The organism is Bradyrhizobium sp. (assembly GCF_035273305.1).
In the GTDB taxonomy this organism is placed as follows: domain Bacteria; phylum Pseudomonadota; class Alphaproteobacteria; order Rhizobiales; family Xanthobacteraceae; genus Bradyrhizobium.
The window spans coordinates 1-17,257 of sequence record NZ_DATEPI010000270.1 but is presented as its reverse complement, the minus strand read 5'-3'; the positions used below and the strand labels follow the sequence as shown (position 1 = coordinate 17,257).

Below are 17,257 nucleotides of genomic sequence, written 5' to 3'. Positions count from 1 at the left end.
AAGCGGGACATCCCGAAACTCCGCGAGAGGAAGATTCGGAATCTTTCATGAAAGTTCTTAACAACGGAGGTAAATGGCCTGGACGTAGTATTACGGGGCCGTCGCGCCAAGGCTTGCCAGTATCGCCTTGCCGACGTCTTCGTAATGAGTGTCGCGGGCCTGGACCTGCTGGGCGATCGCATGCATGTCGCGGAAGCGGCGCTCGAACCTGTTAGCCCTGAACACGGCGGTGGCACCGGCCATGTGATAGGCGATGTCGACGACCAAGGCCGCCTGATGGATGGTCCAGGTGGCGGCGAGGCGAAGCGCTACGCGTTGATCTTCGGCGGCCTCGCCAATGCGCGTCAATTCGCGCCAAGCCTCTGTGACGGTGGCATAGAGATAAGCGCGCGCCGCGCGCAAATTTCCTTCGGTCCGCCCGATCTGGGCCTGAACGGCACTGTTCTCACGCATCGCCTTGATGCCCACGGATTCCTTGCCGCGGGCGAGATCAATCGCTGCGTCCAGCGTGGCGCGCGCGACGCCGAGTGAGACCGCGGCGAAGCCAAGCCCGAACATTGTGTAGGTACTGAGTTTATATAGCGGGCCTTGTTCGCGACGCGCAGTTGGTTCATCGCGCAGCGCTGCGAATTTCTCGGGTATGAACAAATTTTCAACCGAGTAGGAATCAGTACCGGTGCCATTGAGACCGATCACGTCCCAAACGTCGTAGGTGGTAGCGCTGGTCACCGGAAACAGGATGGTACGCACCTCCGGCGCTCCGTTCGGCTTCAGCCGCGCCGACCCGTCCGCTTCGACGATCCTGACGTGGGCGCCGAGCCAGCTCGCCTGGCGTGAGCCGCTGGCAAAGTCCCACCGCGCATTGGCGTGATATCCGCCCGGGACCACTCGAACATCGTTGGCAATTGCCCCCCAGGCGAGAATGCCTGGCGGCGTGTTGAAAATTTCGAGGGCAGCATCGGCATCGAGATACGCGGCGACCATTGCGCACACAGAACACTGGCCAAGGCACCACGCCGTGGAGGCATCAGCTTTCGCGATCTCTTCCAGCATCTGCATGAAAATTTCGGGTGGTGCTTCGAGGCCGCCGAGGCTCTGCGGCAGCAGTGCCCGGTACAGCCCGTTGTCGATCAAGGCGGAAACCACGGGCTCGGTAAGAGTACGCCTGCGCTCGATCTCGTCGGCTTCGCGAGCGATCAGCGGCGCCAGCGTGCGGGCACGTTCGATCAGTCCGAAGCCGGGAACCTTGTTCATGCGTTTCCCTCGCCCTTCTTGGCTGTTCTAATTGGCAAACGCGCAATGGTGGGCCATCCGCGGCGGCGGATCAAGGTGGTGCAAGCGTGATCTGAACGCGAAGCTGATGCTCGATCAGCGCTCTTCAATGCGGTTATTGCGGGGCCGAACAGTCATGCGTGTCTTAAGCGCATGGAGCAGCCGCTCCATCGATACTGACGCACCGCAATTCATCAGCTATCGACTTTCAGCGCGGCAATGAAAGCTTCCTGCGGAATGTCTACCTTGCCGAACTGCCGCATTTTCTTCTTGCCTTCCTTCTGCTTCTCCAGAAGTTTTCGCTTGCGCGTGATATCGCCGCCGTAGCATTTGGCGGTCACGTCCTTGCGAAGCGCGCGAACGGTTTCGCGGGCAATTACCTTGCCGCCGATGGCTGCCTGAATCGGGATCTGGAACATATGCGGCGGTATCAGTTCCTTCATCTTCTCGACCATGGCGCGGCCGCGTCCCTCGGCTCGCTGTCGGTGCACCAGCATTGACAGCGCGTCCACCGGTTCGTTGTTGACCAGGATTTGCATCTTCACCAGATCGGCGGGCTTGTAGTCGGTCAGATGATAGTCAAAGGACGCATAGCCCTTGGAAACCGACTTCAGACGGTCGTAAAAATCGAACACCACTTCGTTCAGCGGTAGCTCGTATTTCACCATCGCCCGATTGCCGACATAAGTGAGCTCTTTTTGCGAGCCGCGGCGGTCCTGGCATAGCTTCAGCACGCTGCCGAGATATTCGTCCGGTGTCAGTATAGTGGCTTCGATCCACGGCTCCTCGATCTCGGCGATCTTCACCACGTCCGGCATGTCGATCGGATTGTGAATCTCGATCCCCTGCCCGTCCGTGAGATGCATCTTGTAGATCACCGACGGGGCGGTCGCGATCAGATTGAGATCGAACTCCCGCTGCAACCGCTCCTGAATGATCTCGAGGTGTAGCAAGCCGAGGAAGCCGCAGCGGAAACCAAATCCCAATGCGGCCGAGGTTTCCATTTCGAACGAAAAGCTGGCGTCGTTGAGGCGCAATTTGCCCATCGCTGCCCGCAGCGTTTCGAAATCGTCGGCATCGACCGGAAACAGTCCGCAGAACACCACCGGGATCGCCGGCTTGAAGCCCGGGAGCATATCGCTGACCGGCTTTCGGTCGTCAGTGATGGTGTCGCCTACGCGGGTGTCGGCCACTTCCTTGATCGCAGCGGTGATAAACCCGATCTCGCCCGGGCCGAGTTCCTCGATCTGCTGCATCTTCGGCGTGAAGAAACCGACGCGCTCGATATCGTACGCGGCGTTCGTGCCCATCATACGGATGCGCTGCCCCTTCTTGAGCACGCCGTCGACAATGCGGACCAGCACCACGACGCCGAGATAGACGTCATACCAGGAATCGACCAGCAGCGCCTTGAGCGAGGCCTCGCGATCGCCCTTGGGCGGCGGCAGCCGGTGCACGATAGCTTCCAGCACCTCGTCGATGCCGAGACCGGTCTTCGCCGAAATCATCACCGCGTCGGACGCATCGATGCCGATCACGTCCTCGATCTGCTGTTTCACCTGGTCGGGTTCGGCCGCCGGCAGGTCGATCTTGTTGAGAACGGGGACAATCTCGTGCCCGGCGTCGATCGCATGATAGACGTTTGCCAGCGTCTGCGCCTCGACTCCCTGGCTCGCGTCGACGACGAGTAGCGAGCCCTCGCACGCCGCCAGTGACCGCGAAACCTCATAGGCGAAATCGACGTGGCCCGGCGTGTCGATCAAGTTGAGGATGTAAGTCTGACCATTCTTGGCCGAATAGCTGAGCCGGACCGTCTGTGCCTTGATGGTGATGCCGCGCTCACGCTCGATATCCATGGAATCGAGCACCTGCTCCTTCATCTCGCGCGCTTGCAAACCGCCAGTTTTCTGAATCAGGCGGTCGGCGAGCGTCGATTTGCCATGGTCGATATGCGCAACGATGGCGAAGTTGCGGATATTCGAAATGGGGATGGATGTCATGGGCGCGAGATAGCATTCGCGCCCCGGTGCGGCAACCATAATGCGCTGTTTTTACGGCACATCACGACGATAGTACGCAGTGCATGGATGGCCATGGGGCAAGTCAGTGCAAGTGATTCAATTCCAACGATGTTCCGTTCGGAGCTGCCGGTCCGCATGTAGCCTTGGACTACCTGTTTTCACGGCAAGCTGATTCCACTTCTCGCCAAAACACGCTACGCAGATGGCCATGACAACCGCATCGTTTTTGCCAGCGGCTTCGCGTTCGCGCCACAAGCTGCGGATGCGTCGGCTCGCGGCGTGGCTGGTCGCGTGCGCCCGCAATCGAAGGAGCGGGCTGCTTCTGGTGATCGGTTTTGCGGCCGCGCATGCGGCGCTCTGGACTTTGATCCTGGTCCAGCTCAAGGCGGCCCAGGACATCCATATGGATGTCGCCGAAGCGTTTGGCTGGGGTCAGAAATTCCAACTCGGATACGGCAAGCATCCGCCGCTCGCGGGCTGGATCGCCGGATTCTGGTTCAAGATCTTTCCGGTCGCCGACTGGGCGACTTACGCGCTCGCTATGGCGACGCTCGGCTGTGGGTTGGTGATCTGCTGGCTGATCAGTCTGCGTGTTGTCGATCGACGCCGCGCCTTCTTTGTCGTGGTGATGCTCGCGCTCTATCCGATCTTCAATTTCAAAGGATTTAAGTACAATCCAGATCTGCTGCAGCTCGTAACATTGCCGTTGATGGTGCTCGCGTATCTCAACGCGTTTCCACGCCGCAGCGTAATGTCAGGCCTGTGGCTTGGGCTTGCCGGCGCGCTGGCACTCATGACCAAATATTGGGTGCTGACGATGATCGGCGCGATTGGTCTGGCGGCGCTCATTCATCCCGAGCGGCGAAAATTTCTGGGCTCGCCCGCACCCTGGGTGGCGATCGTCACGCTCGCGGTGGCCATGATCCCGCATTTGATCTGGCTGGAAGAGGTCGATTTCGTACCGCTGACCTACGCCGGCTCCGTCTACAGCCTGTCGAGCCGTGCCTACACCGCGCAGCTTGTGCTCGGATATATCGGCCACAATCTGGTGCTGCTGCTAGTCCCGGTGGCTTTGGCCGCGCTGGCTTTGGCTTGTGTCCCCGCCCGGTTGAGAATGCAGACGAGGCTAGCATCGCTATTCACGCGCGCACACAAAGCCGCCGAAAACGCAGTTGTAGACATCTCTCAGGCGATCAACGTCTGGATCGTTCAGGTCGTGGTCGCGTTAGGAGCGCCGCTCGGCGCGCTTATATTCACCGTTTACCTGAAAACGGATTGGGGAATATCGCTGTTCTTTCTCACGCCACTGGCGCTGGTCGCGATACCTTCGCTGCGGCTGCAGAGCAGGGCACTTTTCAACATCGCGGCAATCTGGCTGGTGGTCACAGTCGCAACCCTGGTCGCATCGCCTTACATTGCCGCGCGCGAGATCGCCGACAATCCCAATGGCGCTTCAGGATATGCGGACCGCTCTCAGCTTGCCCGCGAGTTGACGCAAGCCTGGCACGCCCGCTTTCGCACCAGATGGGCCGTGGTCGCCGCCAGCATGGAGGTCGGCGAGCCCATGACATTCTACAGTCCGGATCATCCGGCACGGTTGACGCTTGACGAACCGTGGTCGTCCGGGCTCACCTCGATCGACGAGGCCAAGCGGCTCGGCTTCATCGGCATTTGCGACAGCAGGCAAGCAGCGCTGCCGGAATGCGAGGCATGGATGAGGGCGAATGCAGCGAACGCGGAGCCTCTCACCATCACCACGCGACGCTTCTTTCGCGGGCATCCGGGTCCGGCGATCACCTGGAATGCTTACATCGCACCACCCGCGAACTGACTTCTTTCTCGCGCTTCATCAAAGAGGGAAGCGCGTGCGATCCAGCCCGTTCGCCAGCATGTGGGGCTTGAGGGGTCACGTGCCTTCCTCGTTGAACTTGCTGGCGACTAGTTCCGTAATCGCATCGAGCGCCTGTTCGGCCTCGGGACCAACAGCGGAGACGACGATCGAGGTTCCGGGTGCCGCTGAGAGCATCATGAGCCCCATGATGGAAGTACCGCCGACCGTCTCGGTGCCGCGGGTCACCCATACCTCCGCATTGAAGCGCTCCACCATCTGAACGAATTTTGCGGAAGCGCGCGCGTGAAGGCCGCGTTTGTTGATGATCGGAAGTTCGCGGGAAATTGCGCCTGGGGGGATAGTGGGCCCGGCCTCATGATCAGAGGAGGGGACTTCGTCTTCACTCATTTGCCGGCGAGAACGCGGCTGGCGATAGTGACGTATTTGCGACCGGCTTCCTGAGCCATCGCGATCGCGTCCGGAAGCGATCGCTCTTCGCGGACTTTGGCGAGCTTGACCAACATAGGAAGGTTTATTCCTGCCAGTACTTCCACTTTCGGGCGGCTCATGCAGGAGATGGCGAGATTGGAAGGTGTGCCGCCGAACATATCGGTAAGAATGGCTACACCGTCGCCGCTGTCGACGCGATTGACCGCTTCGATGATGTCGCTGCGACAAAGATCGGAATCGTCCTCGGCCCCGATCGTAACGGCCTCGATTTGCTTTTGCGGACCCATCACGTGTTCGAGCGCCGCCTTGAACTCGTCGGCAAGGCGCCCATGGGTCACAAGTACTAGCCCAATCATCGGAAACTCCTCGCGGGTGCTTTTTGGTGCACCGCACGAACGCGCCACTTTGACCATCCAGAGCCCCCGCGCAAGAGGGCATCTTGGCGATTCTCCCGGAAACTGGCGCTAAAATGGGGAGGCTGCGCCCGGTCTATTCGGTGGCGATAGTGGGGGTTATATGGTTACCAATTCCCTTCCAACAATCCACGGCCGGTTCCCCGGAAGATGAACTCGCCGCCAGTGTAAGGGCTGCAACCACCAGGGGCAGCGGTGCAAAGCCCTTACCTATGGGGATGCGCGGTATCTTAACACCTTGGACATTCGCCTGAAGCGCTCCCGCTGATGGCAGGCGCTCGGCATCCTCGGCCGAAAGATCCACCAGCAATCCCACAACGGCCTGTTCGGCAAAGGCGCAGCGGCGAATGCCGAGCCCGCGGATTTCGATCAGCCCGGCCAGTTCGCGCACCGGCCGCACGACAAGGTCGCCCTTTACCGCCTGAATATGGATGCGGTCGTCGCCGATCAACACCGCATCCGGTATTTGGCCCGAGCGGCCGGCAAGGATCAGATCGAAGGCAAGGCGCGATTTGCCCGAGCCTGACGGCCCACGGATCAGCACCGCCCGTTCACCCACCAGCACCGCGGATGCGTGCGAACTCGCGTTGCCGTGCGCGGTCATGGCGCAGGCAACCGCACCACGAACCGGGCGCCAGCCACGGAGGTTTCATTATCGGGACCGAGCGGACCGGGACGATTTTCGGCCCAGATCCGGCCGCCATGCGCCTCGATGATTTGCTTGGAAATGGACAATCCGAGTCCGGAGTTCTGTCCGAAGCCCTGATGCGGCCGGTCGGTATAGAAGCGCTGGAAGATGCGCTCCAGGGCGTCGTCGCGGATCCCCGGCCCATCGTCATCGACCACGATCTCGATTTCCGCTCTTACGCGGCGACAGACGATACGCACCTTGCCGCCCGTATGCGAAAATGACTGCGCATTGACCAGAAGATTCGAGATGACCTGACCAAGTCTGGAGTCGTGGCCGGGTACCGAGAACGTATCATTGGGGCCACGACCTTCAAATCGAATCTCGACGGCGACGTCATGGCCGAGCCGGGTTTCGTTGGCGACCGACGTAAGCGTCGTGAGCAGCCGGCGAAGATCGACCGGCGTCATGTCCTGCCGTTGCAACTCGGCATCCAACCGGCTCGCATCGGAAATGTCCGAGATCAGTCGATCAAGCCGTTTGACGTCGTGTTCGATCACCGCCAGCAACCGCGAGCGGCTGCTCTCGGCGCGTGCCAAGGGCAGCGTCTCCACCGCCGATCGCAACGAGGTCAATGGGTTCTTCAGTTCATGAGCGACGTCGGCGGCGAACATCTCGATCGCCTCGATGCGGTTGTAAAGCGCTTCGGTCATGTCGCGCAGCGCACCCGAGAGGTGACCGATCTCGTCACGACGACGGGTGAAATCGGGTATTTCGACACGGGTGCGAATGCGCCGGCGGACGCGCTCCGCGCTATCGGCAAGCCGGCGCACCGGGCCTGCGATGGTGCTCGCCAGCAGCAATGAGAGCATGATCATCACCGCGGATGCGACGCCGCCGACCTTCAAAATCGCAAGCCGCTCGGCGGTCACCATCTGGTCGATATCGTCGCCTTGCGTCGAGAGCATCAAAGCGCCGTGAATGGCGCGGAAGCGCTGCACCGGTACGGCCACGGAGACGATCACCTCGCCGCGGTCGTTGACGCGAACCATGCTGGTTTTCTGTCCCTTCAACGATTGTGCGACTTCGCGATACCCGCTGCCGTTCTCCGGTCCGAGTTCGCGGTAGAGCGGCAGATCGCCCCGATTGAGCCAGGTGCGGATCGCGATCATTGTCCGTTCCGCGATGCCCGGCTTCTCCACGGTGGGTGGTGGCAACTCGAAACGCAGCACGTCACCGCGCCCGTACAGACTTCGGCTGTCAAGCAGCAGACCACCGTCGCGGTCGTAAATGCGCGCGCGGGTCTTGGTGGGCGATATCAGCCGTCGCAACACAGGCGCAACACGCTCCGGATTGATCGGAAAATCCAGCCCGGAAAACTCATCGGGCGCGCCATAACTTTCGCCGGGCTTCAGGTCCTGCAGCCGTTCGGGATCGATAGTGATGGTGTTGGTCTCGACGGTAGCGGATGCAGCGATCGCGCCGGCGATAATCTCGGCTTGCACCAACAGGCTTTGCGCCCGGGCGTCGATCAGGCCGGCACGGAATTGCGAGAGATAAAGAATGCTCGCAACCAGCGCGACAAGACCGGCCAGATTCAAGGAAACGATGCGGCGGGTCAAGCTGGAGAAGCTGAGCGCGAAGAAGAATTGCCCGGCGCGAGTTAGCCAGCCCAGCGGCCGACGCCATCCCTGCGATGCTGGCTTGTCGAAAGCAACGGGATCGAAAGCCAGAGGCGACGATACGTCCTTGGCATTCAGGTTCGGATCAGGCTGCGTTCGATCAAGCAATGGCCAAGCTGCCGGTTGTTTCGATTTGCGTCCTTTTTGCAGGCGCGTTCGCATTGTATCGGAAATCAGCGTCGGCGTCAGTTAACAAACCGCTGGGTCAAATACCGGGTAATCAGGTCTCCTTGAAGCGATAGCCCACCCCGTACAATGTTTCGATCATTTCGAAATCGTCATCGACCACTTTGAACTTCTTGCGCAGTCGCTTGATGTGGCTATCGATGGTGCGATCATCGACGTAGACTTGATCGTCGTAGGCCGCGTCCATCAGCGCGTTGCGGCTCTTCACCACACCGGGACGCGTCGCCAACGCCTGCAGGATCAGAAATTCTGTCACCGTCAATGTCACGGGCTCATTCTTCCAGGTGCAAGTGTGACGCTCTGGATCCATGCGCAACAATCCACGATCCAGCGCCTTTGCGTCGGTCTCCTTTGGTACGGCGGTCGGATCTTTCGGCGCGGAGCGTCGCAGCACCGCTTTCACGCGCTCCACCAGGAGACGTTGCGAAAACGGCTTGCGAATGAAATCGTCGGCGCCCATTTTGAGCCCGAACAATTCGTCAATTTCCTCGTCCTTGGAGGTGAGGAAGATCACGGGGAGATCGGATTTCTGCCGCAGCCGCCGCAATGTCTCCATCCCATCCATGCGCGGCATCTTGATGTCGAGGATCGCGAGGTCTGGCGGACTGGTGCGAAAGCCATCAAGCGCGGAAGCGCCGTCCGTGTAGGTCATGATGCGATAACCTTCGGCTTCGAGCGCGATCGAGACGGATGTGAGAATGTTGCGGTCGTCATCGACCAAGGCGATTGTGGGCATGAGCCTGCTTTCAGATATTAGATTGCCATCGCGGCGAGCAAATCGGTGATGCGCCGCATAAGTGGGCTTCGAACTAGGTCAACGAGCAATGCAAGCTAGGCTGAAGTGTGACCGTGTTCCGCGAAACGCCCGGGCCAAAACCGGGTTCTGGGCTATATAACGACTGATTTTGCCCAAAAAAGGCCCCTTTTGCAATGACCCCGGGGAATACGACCAATGCAGCCAGCCGATGATTTTGACCCCGCGAGTGTGGTCCGCTCGTTGCTGCGCCGGAGCCGCCAGGGGGCATTGGCGACCCTGATGGTCGGCAGCGGTGACCCCTATTGCTCGCTGGTAAACGTCGCAACCCATCCCGATGGCTCCCCGATCCTGCTGATTTCGCAGCTGGCGGTTCATACCCGCAACATCCTCGCCGATAGCAGGGTCTCGCTGATGCTGGACGAACGGGTTGCGGGCGATCCGCTGGAAGCTTCCCGCATTATGCTGAACGGGCGCGCCGAGCGGGCCGGCGGTTCGGAAGAGGAGATTTTGCGACGGCGCTACCTGAAAGCCCATCCGTCGGCCGAGGCATTCGTCGATTTCGAGGATTTCTCGTTCTTCCGCGTCCACGTCAGCGGCACCCATTTAGTGGCTGGTTTCGGCCGGATCGTGGATCTAAGGCCAGAGCAGTTTCTGACCGATCTTTCTGGCGCTGAAGCGCTGCTGCAAGCCGAGCAGGGCGCCGTTGATCACCTCAATGCAGATCATCGTGACGCGATCAAGCTCTATGCGACAAAATTGCTCGGTGCTGATGAAGGCATCGAATGGCTCTGCAGCGGGTGTGATCCCGATGGCCTCGACCTGCAGGCAGCCAATAAAACCTTGCGGCTGGATTTTCCAGAGCGGGTAACCGGGCCGGGCGACTTGCGGAAGATGTTGGTCAACCTTGCGGATCAAGCAAGGGCGAAACAATAGCCGAACATGGCTGCAATTGTGCGCCGCAATAGGCTGACGAATTCCAATCCCGCCCGACTACGAAGTTGATTGCGAACACTTTTAAGGCCGTCATTTTGGTGTGATCGCCACGCCATCGATCTTCCGCCTTCGAATAAACCAAAAAATAGGGGATCGGCTTGGCAAGCCCGGCGTTCATGACTATTAGGTCGCCGGGCTGGAGCCGGAAGGCTATATTCAAGGTAACCGCGATCGAAAAGCGCGTGCGGTATGGCGCATTCGAAATGCGGATTCGAGGAGGATTCTTCCGTGCAAGAGAGCGGTATACGCAACGGTGCCTTCGGCGCCGATAAATTCGGCTTAAAAAATCTCAAACGCGTGCACTGGAATCTCGGCGCGCCGCAGCTTTACCAGCACGCGCTGGCAGCCGGCGAAGCGGTGTTATCCGCCGACGGCGCGTTGTGCGCCGATACCGGCGATTTCACCGGACGTAGTCCAAAGGACAAGTTCACGGTTCGCGATGCCACCACCGACAAGAGCATGTGGTGGGCTGGTAACCAGTCGATCACCTCCGAACAGTTCGAAGCGCTGTACCGCGACTTCCTCAGCCACGGCGAAGGCATGACGCTTTTTGCGCAGGACCTTTACGGCGGCGCTGATCCCAACTTTCGGATCAAGACCCGCGTCTTCACTGAACTCGCCTGGCACTCGTTGTTCATTCGTACTTTGCTGATCCGGCCGGAACAATCGGCGCTCGCCGATTTCGTGCCCGAGCTCACCATCATCGATATGCCGAGCTTCCGCGCTGATCCCAAACGGCACGGCGTGCGTTCCGAAAACGTGGTTGCGATCGATTTCGCCCGCAAGATCGTCCTGATCGGCGGGTCTTATTATGCCGGCGAGATGAAGAAGTCGGTGTTCACCACGCTCAACTATTATCTACCGGCCAAGGGAGTGATGCCGATGCACTGCTCGGCCAACGTTGGGCCCAAGGGCGATGCCGCGATCTTCTTCGGCCTGTCCGGGACGGGCAAAACGACGCTGTCTGCGGATCCGAAGCGCACACTGATCGGCGACGATGAGCATGGCTGGGGCAGAGATGGCATCTTCAATTTCGAAGGCGGCTGCTACGCCAAATGCATCAGGCTGTCGAAAGAGGCCGAACCGGAGATTTACGCGGCGAGCAAACGGTTCGGAGCCGTGCTCGAGAATGTGGTGCTCGACGAAGATACCAGGGAGCCGGACTTCGACGACGGCTCGAAAACCGAGAACACGCGCTCGGCCTATCCGCTGGACTTTATTCCGAATGCCTCGCGCAGCGGCCGCGCTGGCCATCCAAAGAATGTGGTGATGCTCGCGGCTGACGCGTTCGGCGTGTTGCCGCCGATTGCCAAGCTGTCGCCGGCCCAGGCGATGTATCATTTCCTTTCCGGCTACACCGCGAAGGTGGCGGGGACTGAGCGTGGACTCGGCTCGGAGCCGCAGCCGGAATTCTCGACCTGCTTCGGCTCGCCGTTCCTGCCGCTGGATCCTTCGGTGTACGGCAACATGCTCCGCGAGCTGATCGCCAAGCACAATGTCGATTGCTGGCTGGTCAACACCGGCTGGACTGGGGGCAAGTTCGGCACCGGCAGCCGGATGCCGATCAAGGTCACGCGTGCGCTCTTGAGCGCGGCGCTCGACGGCTCGCTGCGCACCGTGGAATTCCGCACTGACAAGTATTTCGGGTTCGCGGTCCCGACCGCGCTGCCCGGCGTACCCAGCGAAATCCTCGATCCGGTCAACACCTGGAAAGACAAAGCGGAGTTCGACAAGACCGCGCGCGCGCTGGTCGGCATGTTTCAGAAAAACTTTGCGAAGTTCGAAGCCCAGGTGGATGCGGATGTTCGCGCCGCCGCGCCCGAAGCCAAACTCGCAGCCGAGTGACGCGGAGGAAACGTCTCGGTCAAAAGGGCGGTCGCGAGACCGCCCCTTTTTATGCGGCTACCTTAGACAGAATTACGACGAGTCGCCGTCCGCGCAGCGGCGTTCAGCGGGAAAGATGATCCGGGCGCGAACCCAAGCGCCTTCGCCTGGCCCTATGCCTTGAAATAGGCAATCTGATGGGTGGTCGCGAGCAGGCGTCCGCTTGGAGACCAGAGCTTGCCGGTTTGGTCGCCGTAGCCCTTGTGGAAGATGTTGGCGTCGGCGATCGCGAGCACGCGACTGATGTCTTCGCGCGTCAGTTCTTCAGCATCGATATGGAAATAAGTCGTCAGCGACACCGTTCCGAACGGCACCAGCTCGCGCCTGACATGAAACACGCGGCCGAAGAACGCGTCCGACATCGACATCAGCGAAAGCGCGTCAATCTTGCGCGGAATGCGGTCGCTGATCCACATGTTGGAGAACGCGCTGGCTGGCACGTCTTTATTGGCGGCGCTGAAATCCGGTTCACCGTCGATGAAGCGAAAATCGTATTGTTTGATCCAGGACGCTCCGAACCCGTGAAACGGCCGAATTTCCTCGAATGGCCTGACCTGCGGCAACTGCGTCGGCTGATGCGACCAGGACGGACGCCGCTCGGCGAACACGGCGGTCGCAAGCGTCAATACATCACCACCTGCTTGAGTCAGTTCGATACTCCAGTGCTGGGTGGAACGGTTGGCCCTCACCAGGCGAACGTCGAGATCGAAAACGCCTTCCGCGATCAGCGCGCAATAGTTGACGGTGAACGACAGCGGGTCGCCTGATCGCTGCGGGTGATCGATCAGCGCGCGCAGCATGGTGGCGGCGGTGGCGCCGCCAAACGGCCCGACGAATGCCCAATAATCTTCGCTGGTCTGCCCCAGCCAGCGGCTGTCGCCAGCGCTCACACGCGTGGCCTCGTCGAACAGGTGGCGCTTAGTCCTTTCAAGCATAACACGTCACATCCTGACTGGGCCGCAGCTGGACGCTAGCGCGTCGTCCCACGATGGAGGCCGGGTTCTTGAACCAGCGGCAACGTCGGCCGCAACGGCACTCTCCAGATATCCTCGGCATATTCCCTGATGGTGCGATCTGAGGAGAACCACGCCATTCTCGCCACGTTCAAGATGGACGCCCGAGTCCATGCCGGGACTACCTGCCAGCGCGCGTCGATCCCGCGCTGGCACTCGTAATAGGAATCGAAATCGGCGCTGACCATGTAGTAGTCGAGATGGCGCAGCGCATGCGCGATCGATTCGAATCGGCCGGGATCGCCCGGTGAGAATTCGCCGGACTCGATGGCATTTATGGCGCGGGAAAGTTTGGGGGAACGGCGGATCACATCAGTCGCATCGAGGCCCTGGCTGCGCCGCGCCACCACGTCCAGCGCCTCCATTCCGAAGATCGCGATGTTTTCCGGGCCGACGTGATCGCGGATTTCGATATTAGCGCCGTCAAGTGTTCCGATGGTCAGCGCACCATTCAGTGCAAGTTTCATGTTGCCGGTGCCGGAGGCTTCCATGCCGGCGGTGGAGATCTGCTCGGACAGATCGGCGGCCGGGATAATGACCTCCGCCAGGCTGACGTTGTAGTCGGGCAGGAACGCGATTTTCAGCCGCCCGGAAATGGCAGCATCGTTATTGATGACGTCGGCGACGTCGTTGATGAGTTTGATAACCAGCTTGGCATAGCGATAGCTCGCCGCCGCTTTACCCGCGAAGATCTTTACGCGAGGCACCCAGTCGCGCTGCGGATCGTCCTTCATCGCCTGATAGAGCGCCACGGTTTCCAGGATATTAAGCAGTTGACGCTTGTATTCATGGATGCGTTTGATCTGAACATCGAACAGCGCGCTCGGATCGACCAGAACATTGAGGCGCTCTCGGATCAGGCGCGCCAAGGCAATCTTGTTGTGGTGCTTGACGCTCCGGAATTGCTGCTGGAACACGTTGTCGCTGGCGCGAGGTTCAAGGTTCTCGAGCAACGTTGGATCATCAAGGACGGCTTCGCCGCAGGCCTCGCGTAGCACGTCTGTCAGTTTCGGATTCGCAACCATTAACCACCGGCGGAACGTGATGCCGTTGGTCTTGTTGGTGATACGGCCCGGATAGAGATGATTGAGGTCACGAAACACGGTCTCGCGCATCAGCTCGGAATGCATTGCCGAGACGCCGTTGATGCGGTGCGAGCCGACAAACGCCAGCTGCCCCATGCGCACCCTGCGCCCGGATTTCTCGTCGATCAACGACACCGAGGCCTTGAACTCGACATCCGCGGGAGCGCGCGCCTCCGCCAGCGCCAGATGCGCGACATTGATCCGATAGATGATTTCCAGATGGCGCGGCAGCAGGCGTTCGAACAATTCGACCGGCCAGGTCTCGAGCGCTTCAGGGAATAGCGTGTGGTTGGTGTAGGACAGAGTCGCCACCGTGATCTGCCAGGCTTGCTCCCAGCGGAAGTTGTGAAGATCGATCAGGATGCGCATCAGTTCAGTGACGGCGAGGCTGGGATGGGTATCGTTGAGTTGCACCGCCGCTTTGGATGCAAGGCCGCGCAGGTGCCCATCGGACGCAAGATGACGATTGATCAGATCCTGCAGCGAGGCCGAGACAAAGAAATATTCCTGACGCAACCGTAGCTCGCGTCCGGCCGGACTCTCGTCATTGGGATACAGGAACTTGCAGATCGACTCGGCGCGCGCCTCCTCGGCGCTGGCTCCGAGAAAATCACCGGTGTTAAAGACGTCGAGCTTGAGCGGGTCGGGCGAGCGCGCCGACCATAGCCGCAGCGCGTTTACGTGCTGACCGCGCCAACCGACGATAGGCGTGTCGTAGGCGACCGCCTGCACGGTCTCCGCCGGATGCCAGATCGCCTGCTCGCGCCCGTTGTTCGCGACTTGCTCAACGGTGCCCCCGAAATGGACATGATAGACGACCTCCGGCCGCTGAAATTCCCAGGGGTTGCCGAAGCTCAGCCACTCGTCCGGATATTCCTGCTGCCAGCCCTGCGCGATGATCTGCCGGAACAGGCCGAAATCGTAACGGATGCCGTACCCGATCGCGGGTATGGCAAGCGTGGCCATGCTCTCCATAAAACATGCCGCGAGGCGTCCGAGGCCGCCGTTACCAAGCGCGGCGTCGGGTTCGCATTTCCGCAAATCCGCTAAGCTGACGCCGAGATCGCCCAGGGCGGCCTCGAATACCGCCAAAAGCCCCATATTGTTCAAGGCATCGGTGAAAAGGCGCCCGATCAGAAATTCGAGGCTGAGATAGTAAACCCGCTTGCGACCGGCGTCGTAGCTCTGCTTCTCTGTGGTGAGCCAGCGGTGCACGATCCGGTCGCGCAGCGCCAGGGCGGCAGCCTTGTACCAGTCGTGCCGGGTTGCCATCTCGGCATCCTTGCCGATCGCAAGGCGCAGCTTTGCGAGGATCGCGCCTTTGATCTCGGACAGCGCCAGTTCATCGATCGCGTGCGCTGGAGACCTCGGGCCGAATGATTGGTCGGGCAAATTGGAAAATCCCTTGCTGAATCGCCGCTTGATAATACGCGCGTTACGCCTCGTTCGGAACCGCTGCGATGTCTCGATTGTGCAATGCATGCATGGCTTTTCTGCAACGACTGACCATTGTTGCTCTCTGAGGTTGGCGAACTCGGTGATATGGTCAGCGTTGGAACCGGGGTGTGGCTTTACTAGGAAAGGACCTCGCCATGAGACTGATGATCGAGATCATCGCGGCCGTAGTTCTGGTGTTCTGCATCGGCGCGACCAGCGCGGCCTTTGCCGCCGGCAAGATGGGCCGAAGCGCTGGTGGCCTGAGCTGTTCATTCAGCGTACCCGCCAAGGCCTCGCCAGCGGCGCGCTGCGCCGCCATCCGGCGGCAGTGCGGCGGAAAATTCTATGCCAATTACTGCGGGGACAAGCTGCTGTCGGCCATGTGAGCTGGAACGAAATCGCCGATTTCCATCTCTCGGTAAAAGTACGAGCGCCGGTTTACAGAACAGTTAGCTTTTGGGCGTATGGCAATACCGATGGATGGTCAGCGGATTGCCTCACGTCGACGTGTATTGAAAGCCGGCTCGATCAAGTTCGGCGGCGGCGCATTTGAGTGCACCATCCGCAATATCTCGGACGCCGGCGCAGCCCTGCAGGTCACGACCCCGCTGTATATTCCCGATCGGTTCACGCTGGTCCTTGAAAACGAACAACAGAAGCGAGCATGTCGCGTCATCTGGCGTAGGCAGAAGCGGATCGGCGTCACCTTCGACTAAATGCAGGAATGAGTTTCGGCTCGCACCGCTTGAGCTTGCCTCGGTCGCAGCAGTCGTTATCAGGCTCCTAAGCAAAGATGAGGCTGTTGCCGGCAACGCGTTGCCTCGTCAGGATCAGTCGATTGTGAGTTCGCTCGCTTAGGGCGCAAGCCGGGGCGGGTTCGGCGATTAGGCCCAAGGGGAGAACGAATTAAGAACACTTTAGCAAGTACATGATATATCATAATGATTCGGCACCGTTGCCCCACAACATCTATGGTCTGTCGCAAATTTCGAGGACTACATGTCCACCATCGCCTTCGATCAATTCGCGCTCACACGAATCGCAGACTTCGCCCGCACGCTTTCGCGTCTGCATCAGGCCTCCCGTCGGCAGCTCGTCGAGGACGACGCAATCGATCGCGAATTCAATGCGGTCTGCATGTCGGTCTGGGGCTACACGACCGATGACTTCAGCGACGAGTTGTTTTCGGACGCCGATCACGCCTGGCTGGATTCGCTGGATGAGGCGCATGCGCGGATATTCGCGGCCGAACAGGGCTACGACCTTGTCGACGATCACGGAATGCTCACCGATTGGTGGGGCTACTGCTGGATGATACTGGCCGAAAAACGCGGGTTGCTGACGCCGGAAAACCGGGCCGCGGCGCGCGCGCAAATCGAGGAAAAATACCTGTCGGCGCCGAACGTGATCGGCGTCATCGTGGGTCGTTGAATCGCGGTTGCGGTTGGCCCAGGCCGCGTCGGCGTCAACGCCCAGGTGAACTATCGCAACTCTGCAGCGATCCGGAGCGCATGTTTCGATTCGCGTCTTACCAATTGCGTGCCGCGCGCGGCACAAGAAAGACGATCAAGACTTCAGGAATTCGCCGGCCTTGTAGAGCGAGCG

The 17,257-nt window shown here is 60.1% G+C and carries 15 protein-coding genes; 6 read left to right on the top strand and 9 right to left on the bottom strand.

Annotated features, from left to right (window positions below; all coding sequences use genetic code 11):
* Window positions 1-90: 90 nt before the first annotated feature.
* The gene (locus VJV58_RS17955; RefSeq protein WP_324138710.1) at window positions 91-1,254 is read right to left on the bottom strand and encodes an acyl-CoA dehydrogenase family protein; all 1,164 of its coding nucleotides are present in this window, start codon (window positions 1,252-1,254) and stop codon (window positions 91-93) included.
* Between the two features lie 212 nt (window positions 1,255-1,466).
* Window positions 1,467-3,272 (bottom strand): translation elongation factor 4, encoded by a 1,806-nt coding sequence (gene lepA / locus VJV58_RS17950; RefSeq protein ID WP_324138709.1) that lies wholly within the window; start codon window positions 3,270-3,272, stop codon window positions 1,467-1,469.
* 229 nt (window positions 3,273-3,501) lie between these two features.
* On the opposite strand from lepA, the gene VJV58_RS17945 reads away from it, so the two are divergent.
* Window positions 3,502-5,124: a glycosyltransferase family 39 protein gene (locus tag VJV58_RS17945; protein ID WP_324138708.1), complete on the top strand. Its 1,623-nt coding sequence runs from the start codon at window positions 3,502-3,504 to the stop codon at window positions 5,122-5,124.
* Window positions 5,125-5,199: 75 nt separating this feature from the next.
* On the opposite strand, the gene VJV58_RS17940 is transcribed toward VJV58_RS17945, so the two are convergent.
* The 5 genes from VJV58_RS17940 to VJV58_RS17920 form a co-directional block, all read right to left on the bottom strand.
* The gene (locus VJV58_RS17940; RefSeq protein WP_324138707.1) at window positions 5,200-5,532 is read right to left on the bottom strand and encodes an HPr family phosphocarrier protein; all 333 of its coding nucleotides are present in this window, start codon (window positions 5,530-5,532) and stop codon (window positions 5,200-5,202) included.
* The gene (locus VJV58_RS17935) at window positions 5,529-5,930 is read right to left on the bottom strand and encodes a PTS sugar transporter subunit IIA (RefSeq protein ID WP_024509305.1); all 402 of its coding nucleotides are present in this window, start codon (window positions 5,928-5,930) and stop codon (window positions 5,529-5,531) included. The genes VJV58_RS17940 and VJV58_RS17935 overlap by 4 nt, the downstream gene beginning before the upstream one ends.
* A gap of 133 nt (window positions 5,931-6,063) precedes the next feature.
* Window positions 6,064-6,591 (bottom strand): HPr kinase/phosphatase C-terminal domain-containing protein, encoded by a 528-nt coding sequence (locus tag VJV58_RS17930; RefSeq protein WP_324138706.1) that lies wholly within the window; start codon window positions 6,589-6,591, stop codon window positions 6,064-6,066.
* Window positions 6,588-8,405 carry a sensor histidine kinase gene (locus tag VJV58_RS17925; protein WP_324138705.1) on the bottom strand — a complete coding sequence of 606 codons (1,818 nt, stop codon included), beginning with the start codon at window positions 8,403-8,405 and terminating at the stop codon, window positions 6,588-6,590. Before VJV58_RS17925 ends, VJV58_RS17930 begins: the two co-directional genes overlap by 4 nt.
* 112 nt (window positions 8,406-8,517) lie before the next feature.
* Window positions 8,518-9,219, bottom strand: coding sequence for a response regulator transcription factor (locus tag VJV58_RS17920; RefSeq protein WP_324138704.1), 702 nt, complete (start codon window positions 9,217-9,219; stop codon window positions 8,518-8,520).
* 216 nt (window positions 9,220-9,435) lie between these two features.
* On the opposite strand from VJV58_RS17920, the gene VJV58_RS17915 reads away from it, so the two are divergent.
* Together VJV58_RS17915 and VJV58_RS17910 are read left to right on the top strand one after the other, a co-directional pair.
* Complete coding sequence (locus VJV58_RS17915; protein WP_324138703.1) at window positions 9,436-10,173, top strand: HugZ family protein; 738 nt, start codon at window positions 9,436-9,438, stop codon at window positions 10,171-10,173.
* Window positions 10,174-10,461: 288 nt separating this feature from the next.
* A complete protein-coding gene (locus VJV58_RS17910) occupies window positions 10,462-12,078 on the top strand; it encodes a phosphoenolpyruvate carboxykinase (RefSeq protein ID WP_324138702.1) in 1,617 nt (538 codons plus the stop codon).
* A gap of 152 nt (window positions 12,079-12,230) precedes the next feature.
* On the opposite strand, the gene VJV58_RS17905 is transcribed toward VJV58_RS17910, so the two are convergent.
* The gene (locus VJV58_RS17905; RefSeq protein WP_324138701.1) at window positions 12,231-13,052 is read right to left on the bottom strand and encodes a thioesterase family protein; all 822 of its coding nucleotides are present in this window, start codon (window positions 13,050-13,052) and stop codon (window positions 12,231-12,233) included.
* 35 nt (window positions 13,053-13,087) lie between these two features.
* The gene (locus VJV58_RS17900; protein WP_324138700.1) at window positions 13,088-15,607 is read right to left on the bottom strand and encodes a glycogen/starch/alpha-glucan phosphorylase; all 2,520 of its coding nucleotides are present in this window, start codon (window positions 15,605-15,607) and stop codon (window positions 13,088-13,090) included.
* 200 nt (window positions 15,608-15,807) lie between these two features.
* On the opposite strand from VJV58_RS17900, the gene VJV58_RS17895 reads away from it, so the two are divergent.
* From VJV58_RS17895 to VJV58_RS17885, 3 genes are all read left to right on the top strand, one after another.
* Entirely contained in the window at window positions 15,808-16,038 is a 231-nt protein-coding gene (locus tag VJV58_RS17895; protein ID WP_324138699.1) for a hypothetical protein, read from the top strand.
* A 90-nt stretch (window positions 16,039-16,128) separates the two neighbouring features.
* Entirely contained in the window at window positions 16,129-16,368 is a 240-nt protein-coding gene (locus VJV58_RS17890; protein WP_324138698.1) for a PilZ domain-containing protein, read from the top strand.
* Window positions 16,369-16,651: 283 nt separating this feature from the next.
* Window positions 16,652-17,083, top strand: coding sequence for a hypothetical protein (locus VJV58_RS17885; protein WP_324138697.1), 432 nt, complete (start codon window positions 16,652-16,654; stop codon window positions 17,081-17,083).
* Window positions 17,084-17,257 lie beyond the last annotated feature (174 nt).